Raw genomic sequence first — 16,819 nt, 5'->3', positions numbered from 1 at the left:
TCAGTCGGCGCGGCGCGGACTGTTCTGCTCGCCGAGGGTCTTGTCGTCGCTGATGGCAATGTGGGCGCCGTTGTCCAGTTTGATCTGGCCGGCCGTCACCACTTGTTCGCCGCTCTGCACGCCCTTGTTGATCATTACCAGGCCATCGCGGCGCTCACCGGTTTCGATGAAGCGGCGTTCGGCGATCAGCACCGGTTGGCCCTTGTCGTCTTTCTCGACGCTGCCGTCCTCGGCTTTCTTCTGTCCGACCACGTACAGCGAATTGCCATAGAGGGTGTACGTGATCGCACTCTCAGGTACCACGACGTGCTTCTGTGGATTGGGCAGCAGCACTTCGAGGCTGGCGAACATGCCCGGCAGCAATTTGCTGTCGGGGTTGGCGAGGGTGGCGCGCACCAGAATATTGCGGGTGCTGCTTTCGACGATCGGGTTGATTGCGCTGATCTTGCCCGGGAAATTTTGCCCGGGGTAAGCGCCGGCCGAGATATTCACCGGTTGGCCGATGGCCAGTTTCGGCACCGATTGCTCGGGCACATAGAAGTCGGCGTAGAGGCTGCTCAAATCCTGCAGGGTGGCGATTTTGGTGCCGCTGGCGAGGTAGTCGCCGACGTCGACCTGACGGATGCCGATGGTGCCGCTGAAGGGGGCGAGGATGCGTTTCTTCGCCAGCGAGGCATTGAGCTGGTTGACCGTGGCCTTGTTCTTTTGCAGTACCGCCGAGAGCCGGTCGTACTCGCCTTTGGAAATCGCGCGGCTGTCGACCAGTTGGCTGCCACGGCCGAAGTCCAGTTGCGCCAGGCCCAGGTCAGCCCTGGCGGTTTCCAGCAGGGCGGTTTCCACGGCGCTGTCGAGTTGCAGCAGCGGTTGCCCGGCCTTGACCTTCTGCCCGGATTCGAACTTGAGTTCGGTGACGGTGCCGGCGACTTCCAGGCTCAGCTCGACGCCTTGCAGCGCCTTGAGCGTGCCGACGGTGGGCAGGCGCATCTGCCACGGCTGCTCGCTGGCATTGGCCACGGCGACACTGATCGGCGGTTTCGGCTTGGAGAAACCCTGGATCATGGTGTAGATCGAAAAGGCTTTATAACCGCCCAGCACCAGGACGATCAGCAAGACAACACCCAACATGATCAGCATGCGGCGACGCAGCATATTTCCATTTCCTTGGATAAATCAGGCGAGACAGGCGGGAACATTACTCCGAGTACAGGGGGGATTCCAACTGGCAGTTTTCACAGGTTAGAGAGCAGAGGACGGCTGAACACAAAAACCGTGGTGAGGGGATTTATCCCCGACCGGCTGCGCAGCAGTCGTAAACCCGTCGCACGCCGTTCATTTGATAAACCGCGGTTGCTGGTTTGGGGCGGCTTCGCCACCCATCGGGGATAAATCCCCTCACCACAAAGTTCTGTAAACGCAGGGATATTTCTGGTTCACGCCATCAGATGAAGATGGTTGTCCCAGAGCCCCGCCGGCAATTCCAGCGGTTTGGCCAGCAGTTCATCCTGACGGCAATCGTAGTAACGGCAGCGCCCTTGACCCGAGGTCACGACAAAACCGTCCTGCACTGCACCGACGCCGGCGCAATCGGGCAACGGTGCGTCGAGGCGCACTTCGCCGGTGTCCAGATCCCAGATGAAGAAGCGATTGCCGCGCGGTGCGGTCAACGCCACCAGACGCAAATCGCTGTGCACCGCGACACTTGCGGTGTAGTGACCCATCGATTGCAACTGATGCTCCGGCACCGGGAACGCCGTGAACGGTTGGCCCGGACGCTTGATCGCCAGCAGCTCCGAACGCTCGTGGGACGCGCCCATGAACTGCTGGCCGGCGACGATGGTACCGTCGCTGGCAATCCCCAGATGGCGCACGCTGTTCATCTGCTGGGCGAGGGTTTCCTTACTCAGCAGGGTGCCGTCGCGCTGCATCAATACCAGGCTTGGCTCCATGGCTTTGAGGTTCATGTCGACGCGGCTTTCCGCCTCGGTACGAATCCCGCCGTTGGCCACTACCAGCGTCTCGCCATCCGGCATCCATGACACCTGATGCGGGCCGAGGCCGTGGGTGGAAATTTCGCCGCTGTGCACCAACCGCTCGCCTTCGAACTTGTACACCCCGAGCAGGCCACGACCGGGATCAGTGGTGTCGTTTTCGGTGGCGTACAGGTATTCGCCGTCCTTGTGCACCACGGCGTGGCCGTAGAAATGCCGGTTCGGCTGCGACGTCACGGTTTGCAGCAACGTGCCGTCGCGCAGGTCGATCAGATAGCTTTCGGTGCCCGGGCGGCGGGCGACGAACAGCGCAATCGACAGCGTCGGGTGGTTGATGATGTCGTGGCAACGCTGGCCGACTTCGGTGGCGAATACCCGCGTGCCGTCCAGTCGGTAGCCGACGGCGTAGTGTTTGCCGTCGGTATCGTCGCGCGCCGAGAGCAACAACGGGCTCTGATCCTTGCGCTTGAACAGCGTCCAGCCGCCCAGTGTCACTGCTCCCAGCAGCAAACTACCTAAAGTCAGAGCCTGGCGTCGCAGCATGGCACTTGCCCTCATCAGTCACCGTCGTTGGCGTTGAAGCCCAGTTGGATGCCCAGCGCCTTTGCCAGTTCGCCTTCGTGCAGGCGATGGACGACGTTGAGGCTGTCGTAGATGTCGTTCAATTGCTGGCGACCCGCGTCGTCTTCGAGCATTTCGCCGAGCGAACGCTGGGTGCTGTCGAACAGTTTCAGCGAAGCGGCGTAAGCAGCGTCGATCTTGTCAGCCAACGGCTTTTGCTCGGCCGGCAGCAGGCCACGCAGGCCTTTGTTGTCGACGCCTTCCCAAACGGTTTTGGCGGCGGCAAGGCTCGCTTCCAGTGCGGTCAGGGAAGATTGGCTGCGCCAGGCATCGGCCTGGAACGGCTGTGGCACGCCTTTGCTCTGGCGGCCCATCGGCGTGCCGAGTTTTTTCTTCAGGGTGTCGAGTGCGGTGACCTGCACACGCAGCAGGTCGGCGATCGCTTCATGAGAGTCGGCGTAACGCTGGTTCGGGAACTTGCTCATCTGCGCGAGCATGCCGTCGGTGTTGTTCCAGCTTTGCAGAATCTCTTCGGCCAGTTGCTTCTGGCGTTCGCCGATGGCGATCAGCAGTGGGCAGTACTTGGCTTTCTGTTCTTCGTTGGCAACGTCAGGCTTGGCATCGAACAGGATGTACTCGTAAGCCGACAGGCCCTGAACCACCACGCTCGATTTGGCCAGTGCGGCAGCATCGATCTGCGGCTGGGCGACGACCAGTTGCTCGACCTGACGGCCGACGAGGTTTTTCTTGTCCGGCCAGAATTGCACCTGCCACGAACGGTTGCCTTCGGCCAGTGGGCCGATCAGCAGCGGTTGCAACTCGGCCCAGGCTTTCTGCGCGTGCAGGAAGTCGGCGCGGGCGGTTTCCAGGGTTTCTTTGCCCTGGCAGTAGGCGAGGGCGCTGACGGCCAGTTGCTTGTCGGCTTCAACCCAACGGGTGTAGGTCGGCAGAATCACCGATTTGGCGATGGCGGCCGAAGTGACGGCTTGCGGATCCTGCGGCGAGCAAGCGCCGAGGGCGAGCGCGGCAAGGCTGGTGAACAACAACTTGGGACGGAACATGTCGGGCTCCCGATTCTTTTAAGTGTTTAAAGTGAATTCAGAAACGCCAGCAGCGCGGCACGCTGCCCGGCATTGAACGATAAAACCTGTTGCTGGGCCGCTTTCGCTTCGCCGCCGTGCCAGAGCACCGCTTCGAGCAGATTGCGCGCGCGACCGTCATGCAAAAACTGGGTGTGGCCACTGACCGCTTGCGTCAGGCCGATCCCCCACAACGGCGGCGTGCGCCAGTCGCGGCCGGAGGCCTGGAATTCCGTGCGGTTGTCGGCCAGACCGTCGCCCATGTCATGCAGCAGCAGATCGCTGTACGGGCGAATCACTTGATTGGCCAGTTCAGGTTCGGCCGCGTTGGCGGCGGTGGTGTATTTCGGAGTGTGGCAGGACTGGCACCCAGCCTGGAAAAACAGGTTTTTGCCGGCCAGCACTTGTTCATCGTTGATGCCACGGCGCGCAGGAACAGCGAGGTTGCGGCTGTAGAACAGCACCAGGCGCAGAATGTTGTCGCTGACTTCCGGCTCGCCGTCCGGGCCATTGCCATTCGGTGCCTGCTTGCAAGCGGTTTGCGCGTCGGTGCAGTCATCGAAGGGCCTCAGGCTGGTCGTGAGACCCATATCACCTGAAAACGCGTGAACATTCTGTTGATTGAGGTTCGGCTGTCCGGCTTTCCAGCCAAAGCGACCGATCACGGTTTTCTGCAACTCGTCGTCCCAAACCCGGTTTGGCCGACCGTTGATGCCGTTTTTCTCTTTGGCCTGCGCGGTGGCATTGGCGAGGATTGCGTCTTCGGGGATCGCTTCGAGCAGGCCGAGGCCGATCATCGGCGGCGCGATCCGCGCGGAGAAACGCGTATCCGGGTGCATCGGCCCGTAGCCAAGTTGGGTGATCTGCAACACCGGTTTACGCAACTCGACTTCGGTGCCGTCCTTGAAGCGAACAGGCACCGGCGTGTAGTCGACTCGCACTTTGCCTTCCGGAGTGACGCCGGGCACCGCCATGTCCTGGAACTGGCCGCCGTAGACCGGCTCCGGCACCACACCGACCTGCTCGATCAGCTTGGCAAACTCCGGCGAATCGGGAATCGACAGGCGTACCAGCATCGATACCGCGTTGGTCGCGCCGTTTTCCGGCGGATGACCGCGACCGTCTTTGATATGGCAGTTCTGGCAGGCGTTGGTGTTGAACAGCGGGCCGAGGCCGTCGCGCGCGGTGGTAGTCGACGGGGCGATCACCCAAGGGCTGCGGAAGAAGCTGTTGCCGACGCTGAAATCCACCCGGCGCGACGGCGGCAGGTTGGCCGAAGGCAGGGAGAACGCGTTCTGATCGGTCTTGCGCACGGTCGCCGCACCACCCGAGCGTGCTTCACCCGGCTCGGCCTGGGTAAAGCGCGGGGCGTCATCGCAGGCACTCAGGCCCAGGGCCAGAAACAGTGCGGACAAGCGAAGAGGCAGCGAGGGCATCAGACATCCTGAAGACGTGCGAAAACAAAGGCGCAAAGTCTAACAGGGCGAGGGAGTTTGAATAAGAGGAATTATCGTTTGCTTGATGTGCCGCAACACCTAAACTCCCTGTAGGAGCTGCCGCAGGCTGCGATCTTTTGATCTTGCTTCTAAAAAGACAGATCAAAAGATCGCAGCCTGCGGCAGCTCCTACAGGGGACTGTGAACAATACATATGAAAAAGGCGACCCGCAGGTCGCCTTTTTCAGTCAGACGCGGTTGATCAGAACTCGTGATCAGCGTTGTCCGGGTTCAGGTCGCTGATGCCCAGTTTGCCGGCAGCGGCTTCGATCGAACCCGTCTGCTTGACCAGCGATGCGATAGCGTCGCGAACGACCTGGTTGCCAGCCGTGTTGCCGGCCGCGATCAGTTGGTCGTAGTGCTCACCTTTCTTGGCGTGATCAACCATGACCTGGATCTTGGCTTCGGTAGCGGCCAGATCAGCTTTCAGCGCGGTGTCGGCAGCCGGATCGGCCTTGGCCACCAGCGACGACAGGCTGGCGCCGGTCATCTTGGTGCCGTCAACACGGGTGTACTCGCCCAGGTAAACGTTACGAATGCCTTTGGCATCGTAGAAGTGCGAGTAGTGGGTGTTGTCGCTGAAGCAATCCTGTTCGTCTTCCGGGGAATTGGCTTCCAGGGAAACCTTCATGCGCTCGCCCGCCAGTTCGCCCAGGGACAGACTGCCCATGCCGAAGAGCATTTTGCGCAGACCGGTTTCGCCCGGCTCGGCTTCCAGGGTGGCGCGGTAGTTGTCAGCCACGTTCGGCTTCCAGTTGCCGACCATTTCTTCCAGGTCGCTGACCAGCAGTTGGGTCACGGACTTCAGGTAGGCACGACGACGATCGTTGTGGCCGCCAGTGGCGCCGGCGCCTTCCAGGTAGTCCGAAGCAGGACGGTTGCCAGCGCCAGGGCCGGTGCCGTTCAAGTCCTGGCCCCAGAGCAGGAATTCGATCGCGTGGTAGCCGGTGGCAACGTTGGCCTCGGAACCGCCCAGCTCGTTCAGGCTGGCGAGTTTTTCCGGAGTGATGTCTTTGACATCGACCTTGTCTTCGCCGACCTGTACTTCAGTGTTGGCGATGATATTGGCGGTGGCGCCCGGGTTACCCAGTGCGTGCTCGTAGGATTTGTCGACGTAGTCGATCAGACCCTCGTCCAGTGGCCAGGCGTTAACCTGACCTTCCCAGTCATCGATGATGGTGTTGCCGAAGCGGAACACTTCGCTCTGCAGGTAAGGAACGCGAGCAGCAACCCACGCAGCCTTAGCGGCTTTCAGGGTGTCGGCGTTCGGCTTGGCGAGGAAAGCGTCAACGGCGGTTTGCAGGGTTTTCGCGGTGGATTCGGCATCGCTGTAAACGGCGAAGACCATGTCGGCGTAGTGCGCGACCACTGCCTTGGCAGCGGCTTCGTCGACTTTACCGGCAGCGGCAGGCGCGGCTGCTGGAGCGGCGGCGGTGGCGGCTGGAGTCGGCGTGGCCGGGGCGGCAGCCTTGTCTTTGCCTTCGCCGCAACCGGCGAGGGAAATAGCGATGGCCAGCAGACTGGCGGTAGCCAGAGGCATACGAATCATGGCGAACATCCTGCTTCGGTAGTTGAGTGGACTCGCGCTGGGGGCGCAAAACTGCGACATAATGCAAATCTTTCGCATTATGTGTAAAGGGTTGTGCTTGGAAATATTTCTTATTTAGCCAACGCTTATGCGCTGTATCAGAGAATCGCCGCGTTACTGCGCTGCGCCTGCTTGAGGTAGGCACTGAGCTCCCGCGCCGGCAGCGGCTTGCTGTAGTGGTAACCCTGACCTTCGTGGCAGCCTTCGGAGATGATGTAGGACTCTTGCTCGGCGGTTTCCACGCCCTCGGCAATCACCTGCATGCCGAGACTCTTGCCCAGTTGAATGATCGCGCGAACGATGGTCGCGTCATCGTCGTCATCCAGCAGATCCTGGACGAAGCTCTTGTCGATCTTGATCTTGTCCAGCGGCAGACTTTTCAGATAGCTCAGTGACGAATACCCGGTACCAAAGTCGTCGATGGCGATCAACGCGCCGGAGCGACGCAGGCTCAGCAGGTGCTGGGCGGCGGTGCTGATGTCTTCCATCAGGCCGGTTTCGGTAACTTCCAGTTCCAGGCTGCGCGGTGGCAGGCGGTACATCTGCAACAGGTTGTTGACCACCCGCGGCAACTCGGCGTGGTGCAGTTGCACGGTGGACAGGTTGACCGCCATACGCAGATCGGCGAAGCCCTGATCGTGCCATTCGCGCAACTGCTTGCAGGCCTGATCGAGCACCCATTCGCCGATGGCAATGATCGTGCCGTTCTGCTCGGCCAGCGGAATGAACAAGTCCGGCGGCACCAGACCGTGCTCCGGATGCTGCCAGCGAATCAGCGCCTCGACCCCGACCACACGGTGATCGCGGTAGCTGATCTGCGGTTGATAGACGAGGTAGAACTGATCGCGCAGCAAGGCGTCGCGCAGGTCTTTTTCCAGTTCGCGACGGCGGCGCATCTCGCTGTCGACGCTGGCGATGTAGAACTGATAGCGATTGCGTGAGCGAGTCTTGGCCAGGGTCATGGTCTGCTCGGCTTTCTGCAACAGCTTTTCAGTGCTGTCGCCGTCCTCCGGGAACAGTGTGATGCCGATGGTCGCGCGCAAGCGGATCTCCTGATGATCGAGGGCAAACGCCGCTTCCAGGTCATCGAGAATGCTTTGCGCCAGTTCGGCAGCTTCGTAAGGCTGTTCGATATCGGCCTGCACCAGGGCGAACTGGTCGCCGCCCAAACGGGCGAGGGCGCCTAGGCGGCCGCTGTGGGCGCGCAGGCGATCAGCCAGGGCCAGCAATAATTGGTCGCCGGTCTGGTAGCTGAACTGCTCGTTGATACCTTTGAAATCATCCAGCCCTACACACAACACTGCGACCCGACGCTGCAACTTGCCGGCGTCGACCAGAATCTTGTCCAGTTGCTGCTGCAATTGCTGACGGTTCGGCAGGCCGGTGAGGAAATCGTACTGGGCCATGCGCAGCAGGCTGTTTTCCGCTTCGTGGCGCAGGTGGGTATTGCGTTCGATGGATTCGAGCAACTGGTTGGCGGTGTTGATCCAGAGGCCGAGTTCGTTCTTTTCGTGGCCCTTGAGCTGCGGAATCTTGTGTTCGCTGGGGCGATCCGGATTGATTTCGGTCAGATGCTCGATGATCCGCGACAGCGGTTTGGTCAACAGCCAGTGATAAACCAGATACAGCACCAGACCCATGGCCAGCGCCCGCAGCACACCGGAAATGAAGATGATCACCGAGCTGACGATAAAACCCTCACCATAAGTGGCGGTGTCGAGGGTGATGCTCAAGTCGCCGTAGTACTCGCTGTACGGTCCACGTCCCACCAGTTGGGTGGTGAAGGTGCGTTCTTGCCCAAGAATCAGGTCGGTCAGCCAGCGGCTGTTGGAATGCTGCAACTCACGGGACTTCTGCGCCAGCATCGCTTCGTTGGGGTGGCCAATGGAGGCCTGGCGCACGGCATCGTCCTGAAACAGGCCTTCGATCACCTGCATGCCCATCTCCCGATCCAGGCTATAGACGGCCTGAGTGGAGGGATCACGGAACATGTCGAGGATGCGCTCGGCGTCGCCCGCCACGGCCTGACGGGTTTTATAGGCGTCGAAAACGATCTGCGCGCAGCTCAAGACCACGCCGACGATCAATGCTGACAGGAGCACGACCCGGAGCAACTTCACCGACAAGCTGTTCTTGAGTTCCAGCTTCAAAGGGTTATTCCTTGTTCCGTGCGGGTAGCGTCAGTTTGCCATGAGTATTGGCAATCCCGTGTTTGCAGTCAAAGGGACAATCAGGCCTCAAGTCATTCGCCTGTGGTCTTGGCCGAAATGCTGCTGTCTGGAGTATTAGTCCTATTTGTACTATGTCGGTAGTTTCGGCCCCCAACTTGAGCGGTGCGCAAGAAATTTTCCTCTGTTTGATGTTAGCCCGCTGTGGCTCGGCGACAAGCAGTCAAGGCCAGCTTTCCTCGTGAGAGAAATGCTCTCCCTGTGGACATAAATCACAGGCATGAAAAACCCGGCAAAAGCCGGGTTTTTTGTCTGGCGCGCAGCTTAAGCGGTGAAGGCTTTGCCTTCGAACTGCTCAGCAACGAACTTCCAGTTGACCAGGTTCCAGAACGCTTCGACATACTTAGGACGAACGTTGCGGTAGTCGATGTAGTAAGCGTGTTCCCAGACGTCGCAGGTCAGCAGCGGGGTGTCGCCGCTGGTCAGCGGGTTGCCGGCGCCGATGGTGCTGGCCAGAGCCAGGGAACCGTCAGCCTTTTTCACCAGCCAGCCCCAGCCGGAACCGAAGGTACCGATCGAGGTTTTGCTGAACTCTTCCTTGAACTTGTCGAACGAACCGAACGCAGCGTTGATGGCTTCAGCCAGCGCGCCGGTTGGTTGACCGCCGGCGTTTGGTGCCAGGCAGTTCCAGTAGAAAGTGTGGTTCCAGACCTGAGCGGCGTTGTTGAAGATGCCGCCCGAGGAAGTCTTGACGATTTCTTCCAGGGTTTTGCCTTCGAACTCGGTGCCTGGCACCAGGTTGTTCAGGTTCACGACATAGGTGTTGTGGTGCTTGTCGTGGTGAAATTCCAGGGTTTCCTTGGAAATGTGCGGCTGCAGGGCATCGTGTGCGTAAGGCAGCGGCGGCAATTCGAAAGCCATGATGATTCTCCTAATCAGGTCTGTTGCGGTGAGCGCAAGGCCGATCACGGGCGGCCAGAAATGCACCGGCGAGTTTTTACTCTTTGCGGCGCAGGGTTCGGATCATAGCACCGGGGTTGCGGCTTAACCACGCAACAACTGTGTGGGATAGAGGTTCCAGAGCTGTTTGGAATAAGTCAGGACGCCAATATCAGCTGTCCTGCCACCGTGAACATCATTAACGCCACCAGCAGATCGAGAATCCGCCAGGTACTCGGGCGAGCCAGCCACGGTGCGAGCCACGCGGCACCCAGCGCCAAAGTGAAAAACCACAGCAAAGAAGCGCTTGCCGCGCCGACCACATAAGCCCCCGGCACCGACTGCTGAGCCCCCAGCGAACCAATCAACAGCACGGTATCGAGATAAACGTGCGGGTTGAGCAAGGTCACCGCCAAGGCACTGAGCATCACCGCCCGCAACGAGCGTACGGTCTGGTTTTCACCCTGATTCAGGCTCTGCTTCGAAAACGCCCGGCGCAGGGCCTGGCTGCCGTACCAGATCAGGAACACCGCACCACCCCAGCGCGCGACCGCCAGCAATGTCGGGTTTTGCGCCAACACGGTCGCCAGGCCAAACACCCCGGCGGCCACCAGCAATGCATCGCAGGCGACGCACAGCGCGGCGACGGGCAGGTGATGCTCACGGCGCAGACTCTGCGCCAGCACAAATGCGTTCTGCGTACCGATCGCCATGATCAGCCCCAGTGCCACTAACAAGCCGTTCACATAGCTTTGCCACATAAAATTTACTCCGCGTTGGCTGCCAGATCGCGCAGCACTTGCATGGCGCGTTCGGCGTCGGCCTGACCGACAAACAAATGGTCGTGGTAGTAACCGGCGATCACGTTGCAACTAATCCCGGCCTTGCCCAGTGCGGTGGCAAACGCGGCGGTGAGGCCGACGGCTTCCAGCGCCGAATGCACGTTCAGGGTGATCCACGCGGCCACATAGTCGAAGTTGAAACCGGCCTGTTCGGCATCGCGGCGTTGCAGGATCACCGTCAGGCCTTCCTGTTCACGGAAGCTGCCGACAACCTCCAGGCCGCGCGGCAACTGGCCGTCGGGCAGGGTGCAGAACACGTATTCGCCGGCGTTGAGCTGCGGGCTCATGCTGCGCAGCAAGGTCGAGAGTGATGTTTCGCCAGCCATTGACGTTGTCCTTGATAAAGAGTGCTTGCTGGCTATTCTCCGGTCTGACGTTGTATAAGAAAAACCAATAGTGCTGATCGCTCATTAGGAAAACTGATGTTCGACTACAAATTACTCTCCGCTCTGGCCGCCGTGGTCGAGCAGGCTGGATTCGAACGCGCGGCGCAGGTGCTGGGTTTGTCGCAATCGGCGATTTCGCAGCGGATCAAACTGCTTGAGGCGCGGGTCGGTCAGCCGGTGTTGGTGCGCGCTACGCCGCCATCGCCGACCGAGATTGGCCGACGCCTGCTCAACCATGTGCAGCAAGTGCGCCTGCTCGAGCGCGATTTACAGACGCTTGTGCCCGCGTTGGACGAAGAGGGGCTACCGGAACGTCTGCGCATCGCAATCAATGCCGACAGCCTGGCGACCTGGTGGGCCGAGGCGGTGGGGGATTTCTGCGCCGACCAGCATTTGTTGCTGGATCTGGTGGTGGAAGACCAGACCGTCGGCCTCAAACGCATGCGCGCCGGTGAAGTGGCGGCGTGCGTCTGCGCCAGCGAGCGACCGGTGGCTGGCGCGCGCAGCGTGTTGCTCGGGGCGATGCGTTATCGCGCGCTCGCCAGCCCGGCGTTTATCGAACGGCATTTCCCCGATGGCGTGCGCGCCGAACAACTGCCGCGAACCCCGGCGCTGGTGTTTGGCCCGGACGATTTCCTCCAGCATCGCTACCTGGCATCCCTCGGCGTTGATGGCGGTTTCGAGCACCATTTGTGCCCGTCTTCCGAGGGTTTTATCCGCCTGACTGAGGCCGGATTGGGTTGGGGACTGGTGCCGGAACTGCAAGTGCGCGAGCAATTGCAACGCGGGGTGTTGCGCGAGCTGTTGCCAGATAAACCGATCGACGTGCCGTTGTACTGGCATCATTGGCGCAATGGCGGTCAGTTGCTGGGCTTGCTGACCGAGCAATTGGTGCGTTCTTCACCCCAATGGTTGGTGCCGTTGAACTGACGGCCAGCGTCAAGACACACGAATCAGGCAAAACGAAAGACATCGGAGCTTTACATGAAAATTCTGGTCACCGGCGCAAGCGGCTTCATTGGCGGGCGCTTTGCGCGTTTCGCTCTGGAGCAGGGCCTTGACGTGCGGGTCAACGGTCGCCGGGCCGAGAGCGTCGAGCATCTGGTGCGCCGTGGCGCCGAGTTTGTCCCCGGCGATCTGACTGACCCGGATCTGGTGCGTGAACTCTGCGCCGACGTCGAAGCCGTGGTGCATTGTGCGGGCGCTGTCGGGCTGTGGGGGCGTTATCAGGACTTTCATCAAGGCAACGTGCAGGTTACTGAAAATGTCGTCGAGGCTTGCCTGAAGCAGCGGGTTCGGCGGCTGGTGCATCTGTCATCGCCGTCGATCTATTTCGATGGCCGTGACCACTTCGACCTGACCGAAGAACAAGTGCCCAAGCGCTTCAAACATCACTACGCCGCGACCAAGTATCTGGCCGAGCAAAAGGTCTTCGGCGCGCAGGAGTTCGGTCTGGAAACCATCGCGCTGCGTCCGCGTTTTGTTACCGGTGCCGGCGACATGAGCATTTTCCCGCGCCTGTTGAACATGCAGCGCAAGGGCCGTCTGGCGATCATCGGCAACGGTTTGAACAAGGTCGATTTCACCAGCGTGCACAACCTCAACGAAGTCATGCTCAGCAGCTTGCTGGCCGCCGGCTCCGCGCTGGGCAAGGCGTACAACATCAGTAATGGCGCGCCGGTGCCTCTGTGGGATGTGGTCAATTACGTGATGCGCAAAATGGAAGTCCCACAGGTCACCAAGTACCGTTCCTACGGGCTGGCCTACAGCGTCGCGGCGCTCAACGAAGGCGCGTGCAAACTCTGGCCGGGACGTCCGGAGCCGACGCTGTCGCGCTTGGGCATGCAGGTAATGAACAAAAATTTCACCCTCGACATCAGCCGCGCCCGGCATTATCTGGATTACGATCCGAAAGTCAGCCTGTGGACGGCCCTCGACGAGTTCTGCGGCTGGTGGAAAGCCCAGGACATTCGTTGAAACGATTCGGCCGGGCGGCAATGAACCGCACTGCTGGTTGAGGGTCAATCCCTGCGGCTGCGGGGTTTATACTTCGCCGCAATCTGCCATCACCGCGTTTCACAAAGGTTGCCTCAATGTCCATGCGTAATGATGCCCACGACGATTTCGATGATGTACCGAGCCTGCGTGCCGACACCTTCGACGACGATGACATTCCGACCACTGCCCGCACCGCCGTGCACTCGCGTACGCCGCCGGTGGTCAAGGTCAAGGCGGCCAGCACCGGGCCGTTGTGGGCGCTGGTCGGCGCCTTGTTTTTTGCCTTCATCGGTCTGGCCTGGTGGAGCTTTCAGCAGATTTCGCTGATGGAGCAGCAACTGGTGGCGACCCAGGAAAGTTTCGCGCGTATCAGTGAGGAAGCGGCCGGGCGCCTGCAGGATATTTCCGGCAAGGTCGTGGCCAGCCAGAGCAACGTCAGCAGCGACAGCGAAGCCTTGAAGCTGCAGATCAAACAGCTGGAAGGCAAACTGCTGGATCAGAGCAAGCAGCAGCAGGGCGTGGCCGGTCAGGCCAGCGATCTGGACAAACGTCTGGCGCAGATGACCGCGCAGACCACTGAACAGCAGAACGCCAATACCCAGTTGCAGGCGCAGGTCAAAGCCCTTAGCGCCGAACTGGCGAGCGTGAAAAGCACGCCGGCCGATACCAGCAAGGTCGACGCCCAGCTCAAGGCCTTCGATGCCCAGTTCAAGAGCCTTGGCGCCGACATCGCGGCACTGAAGAAACAGGGCAATCCGAGCGCGGCGATTGATCGTCTGGAACAGGAAATCGTCGTCCTCAAGAGCGAGCAGGACAACCGTCCGGCAGCCCCTCAGGGTGGCGGCAACACGGCCGAGTTCGACGCGTTCCGTGGGCAGATGACCCGCAACATCAATACGCTGTCGGCGCAGATCCAGAATTTGCAGCAGCAAATCAACGCCCGCCCATAGCCAAAAGCAGGGTTCTTTGTGTCGACAGAGAACCCTGTGGCGAGGGGATTTATCCCCGATGGAGGGCGAAGCGCTCCCCGGCATTTTTCCAGTGATATCGAGTTCTCAGGTTTTGGGGCTGCTTCGCAACCCATCGGGGATAAATCCCCTCGCCACAGGAATCTCCTTTGTCACAGGGGGGGCTCTGTAATCACCTGCATCATTCTGAATACTCGTACATGCCCCCAAGCCGTCTACGCTCTTGAAACACCAACAAGAACGAGGGATACGCTATGGGGTTTTTGCATAAAGTGGCCTGGCTCGGCGTGATGTTACTGGCGGGGTTCGGCCAGGCCAGCGCCGCAACCACCGCCAAGGATGACAGCCAGGCCGCCATCGCCTTGCTGGAAAAGGCCCTGGCCTATTACCACGACAACGGCGACAAGGCGTTCGCCGCATTCAGTCGTCAGGGCGAGTTTGTCGACAAGGATCGCTACGTGTTCGTGGTCGACACCAAAGGCGTGATGCTCGCCAGCGGCGGGCCATCGTCAGCGTTGATCGGTCGTGATGTGAGCGATGTGCTCGGCCCGGATCTGCAAAAAACCTTCAAGGACGCCTTGAAAGTGCCGGAGGGCAACGGCATCCAGCAAGCCGAGTACCGCTGGCAGAACTGGGCTGACGGCAAGGTCGAGCGCAAGCATGTGTTCTATCAGCGCGTCGGTCAGCGGATTCTGGCGGTCGGTTATTACTTGCCCCGGGCGTCGGCCGAGCAGGCGATGGCATTGCTGAACAAGGCAGCGACAGATCTGGGCAAAGACGAGAAGGGCACGCTGATGGCGATCAACTCGCTCAAGGGCGGCTATTTGCAGGATGACCTGTACGTGTTCGTGGTCGATCTGGATACCCAGCGCTATGTCGCACATGGCACCAATCTGCGGCTGATCAATACCGACTTCAGTAAGATCAAGGACCCGGAAGGCAAACCGGTGGGCGAGCCGATTCTGGCGCTGATCGCCAAGCAGGATTATGGCGACTACCAATACCGCTGGAAAAACCCGGTGACCGGCAAGGTCGAGGACAAACATGCCTACCTGAAGAAGGTCGGGCACTTTCTGGTGGCGGTGGGTTACTACAGCCCTTGAAACGCATCCTCCCTTGTGGGAGCGAGCCTGCTCGCGAAGGCAGAATATCAGTCGATACATTCTTCGACTGATTCACCGTCTTCGCGAGCAGGCTCGCTCCCACATGTTTTGGGGTGTTGCCGCTATTTGGCGCCGTGCTCGCGCCCACGCAGCAAGTGGTTCGGCATTGCAATCGCCGCCGCCAGCCCCAGCAGCGACACCGCCGCACTGACCCACAGCAAATGCCGGAAGGTCACCGAAAGCTCCGCGCGCAAGGCGTTCTGCGCATCACCCGGTGCAGCGTTCAGACCATCGAGCAGTACGTTGCCCGAGTGCCCCTCGCTCATCAGCGAGCTGCTCGTCAGATGGACAAAGTTTGAGTCCTGTAAAAATGCCAGCAACAGCGCGGACATCAACGCCACACCCACCGCGCCGCCCAGCGAGCGGAACAGGTTGGTGGTGCTGGTGGCCACACCGATGTCGCGTTGCTCCACCGAGTTCTGCGTGCCGACCAGTGACGTCGGGAACTGCATGCCACTGGCAATCCCGCTGAGCAACATGAACAGACCACTCATGACTGTGGCCTCCGGCGGACTGAACGCCATGCCGAGAATCGAGATCGGCATCAGGATCGCGCCGGTCAGAATCTGCGGTTTGTAGCGCCCGGTCACCGAGGTGCGACGCCCGGCAAAGAAGGCGCCGATCGGCAGGCCCATGGCCAATGGCAGCAAGTGCAACGCGGCGCTGTCGGCCCCGGCCCCGGTGACCGTTTGAAAGCGCAGCGGCATCAGCACGATCAGCGAAATCGCCTGGAAACTGGTGAAGAAAATCGTGCACCAGCACAGCAGGGCGTTGCGATTGGCGAACAGGTGCATCGGCAGCAACGGCTCACGCGCACGCCGCTCATGCCAGACAAAAATCGCCAACACCACGACCGCACAAGCGAACAGCCCAAGCACTTCGCTGCTGCGCCACGCATGGCCCTGACCGACCTGAGTGATACCGAGCAGCAGGGCCGTCAGGCCGATGATCATCAGCACTGTGCCGAGGTAATCGATGATCGGCTTGCGTTGTGGAATCGGTAGCCCGCGCAAGTTGCGATTGGCCACCCACCAGGCGCCGAGGCCCAGCGGCAGGTTGATCAGAAACACCCAGCGCCACGACAGGTACTCGGTCATGTAGCCGCCGAGCACCGGGCCGGCGACGCTAGCGACCGCGTACATGCTGCTGAAATACCCCTGATAGCGCCCGCGTTCGCGCGGCGGCACGATGTCGCCGATGATCGCCTGGCTCACCGAAATCATCCCGCCGGCACCGATGCCTTGGAGAATCCGCGCGAGCACCAGTTGTTCCATGCTTTGGGCCATGCCGCAAAACAGCGAAGCCAGCGTGAAAAGGCCCATGCCGAACAGCATCAGTTTGCGCCGCCCGTACAAATCGCCGAGCTTGCCGTAGATTGGCACCGCGACGGTCATCGCCACCATGTACCCGGAAATCACCCATGCCAGCAGGCTGACGTCCTTGAATTGCGCGGAGATGGCCGGCATCGACACGGCGACGATGGTCTGGTCCAGCGCGCCAAGGAAGATCGCCATCATCAGCGCGACCAGCACGCTGCGAATGGCCGGTTTGGGCGTTTCAGGCTGGTTGAGATTGGACACGGGCAGGACCTGCGGGCAGAGATGAACCCGCTGGCGAGCGGGGTGGATGCTCGCCAGTGTAAG

14 protein-coding genes are annotated in these 16,819 nt (G+C 60.6%); 4 read left to right on the top strand and 10 right to left on the bottom strand.

The genetic code is table 11. The features are described 5' to 3' along the window. The 9 genes from ACA074_RS21895 to ACA074_RS21855 form a co-directional block, all read right to left on the bottom strand. Entirely contained in the window at positions 1 to 1,149 is a 1,149-nt protein-coding gene (locus ACA074_RS21895; protein ID WP_401271822.1) for an efflux RND transporter periplasmic adaptor subunit, read from the bottom strand. A gap of 281 nt (positions 1,150 to 1,430) precedes the next feature. Next, positions 1,431 to 2,531 (bottom strand): DUF1513 domain-containing protein, encoded by a 1,101-nt coding sequence (locus ACA074_RS21890; protein ID WP_497677786.1) that lies wholly within the window; start codon positions 2,529 to 2,531, stop codon positions 1,431 to 1,433. Positions 2,532 to 2,545: 14 nt separating this feature from the next. Further along, positions 2,546 to 3,610: an imelysin family protein gene (locus ACA074_RS21885; RefSeq protein WP_095191952.1), complete on the bottom strand. Its 1,065-nt coding sequence runs from the start codon at positions 3,608 to 3,610 to the stop codon at positions 2,546 to 2,548. Between the two features lie 26 nt (positions 3,611 to 3,636). Beyond that, entirely contained in the window at positions 3,637 to 5,064 is a 1,428-nt protein-coding gene (locus ACA074_RS21880; RefSeq protein WP_497658005.1) for a di-heme oxidoreductase family protein, read from the bottom strand. A gap of 262 nt (positions 5,065 to 5,326) precedes the next feature. Next, on the bottom strand, positions 5,327 to 6,673 hold the full coding sequence (locus ACA074_RS21875) for an imelysin family protein (RefSeq protein WP_187678146.1): 1,347 nt from the start codon (positions 6,671 to 6,673) through the stop codon (positions 5,327 to 5,329). A 137-nt stretch (positions 6,674 to 6,810) separates the two neighbouring features. Beyond that, complete coding sequence (locus ACA074_RS21870) at positions 6,811 to 8,862, bottom strand: putative bifunctional diguanylate cyclase/phosphodiesterase (RefSeq protein WP_497658004.1); 2,052 nt, start codon at positions 8,860 to 8,862, stop codon at positions 6,811 to 6,813. Between the two features lie 342 nt (positions 8,863 to 9,204). Then, complete coding sequence (locus ACA074_RS21865) at positions 9,205 to 9,801, bottom strand: superoxide dismutase (protein WP_187678144.1); 597 nt, start codon at positions 9,799 to 9,801, stop codon at positions 9,205 to 9,207. A gap of 176 nt (positions 9,802 to 9,977) precedes the next feature. Continuing rightward, positions 9,978 to 10,580 (bottom strand): LysE/ArgO family amino acid transporter, encoded by a 603-nt coding sequence (locus ACA074_RS21860; RefSeq protein WP_187678143.1) that lies wholly within the window; start codon positions 10,578 to 10,580, stop codon positions 9,978 to 9,980. Positions 10,581 to 10,585: 5 nt separating this feature from the next. After that, on the bottom strand, positions 10,586 to 10,987 hold the full coding sequence (locus tag ACA074_RS21855; RefSeq protein ID WP_497615240.1) for an ACT domain-containing protein: 402 nt from the start codon (positions 10,985 to 10,987) through the stop codon (positions 10,586 to 10,588). 96 nt (positions 10,988 to 11,083) lie between these two features. On the opposite strand from ACA074_RS21855, the gene ACA074_RS21850 reads away from it, so the two are divergent. From ACA074_RS21850 to ACA074_RS21835, 4 genes are all read left to right on the top strand, one after another. After that, a complete protein-coding gene (locus tag ACA074_RS21850) occupies positions 11,084 to 11,977 on the top strand; it encodes a LysR family transcriptional regulator ArgP (RefSeq protein WP_187678141.1) in 894 nt (297 codons plus the stop codon). A 54-nt stretch (positions 11,978 to 12,031) separates the two neighbouring features. Further along, the gene (locus ACA074_RS21845) at positions 12,032 to 13,024 is read left to right on the top strand and encodes an NAD-dependent epimerase/dehydratase family protein (RefSeq protein WP_187678140.1); all 993 of its coding nucleotides are present in this window, start codon (positions 12,032 to 12,034) and stop codon (positions 13,022 to 13,024) included. A 116-nt stretch (positions 13,025 to 13,140) separates the two neighbouring features. Beyond that, positions 13,141 to 13,995 (top strand): ATPase, encoded by an 855-nt coding sequence (locus ACA074_RS21840; protein WP_305439512.1) that lies wholly within the window; start codon positions 13,141 to 13,143, stop codon positions 13,993 to 13,995. Between the two features lie 272 nt (positions 13,996 to 14,267). Continuing rightward, the gene (locus ACA074_RS21835) at positions 14,268 to 15,116 is read left to right on the top strand and encodes a cache domain-containing protein (protein WP_187678138.1); all 849 of its coding nucleotides are present in this window, start codon (positions 14,268 to 14,270) and stop codon (positions 15,114 to 15,116) included. 122 nt (positions 15,117 to 15,238) lie between these two features. Here ACA074_RS21835 and ACA074_RS21830 read toward each other — a convergent pair whose 3' ends face one another. Next, complete coding sequence (locus tag ACA074_RS21830) at positions 15,239 to 16,756, bottom strand: MDR family MFS transporter (protein ID WP_497677785.1); 1,518 nt, start codon at positions 16,754 to 16,756, stop codon at positions 15,239 to 15,241. Positions 16,757 to 16,819 lie beyond the last annotated feature (63 nt).

The sequence above is a fragment of the Pseudomonas sp. LBUM1655 genome (genome assembly GCF_059716085.1).
The sequence above is the reverse complement of the archived record's forward strand: the minus strand, read 5'-3'. Positions and strand labels throughout refer to the sequence as shown.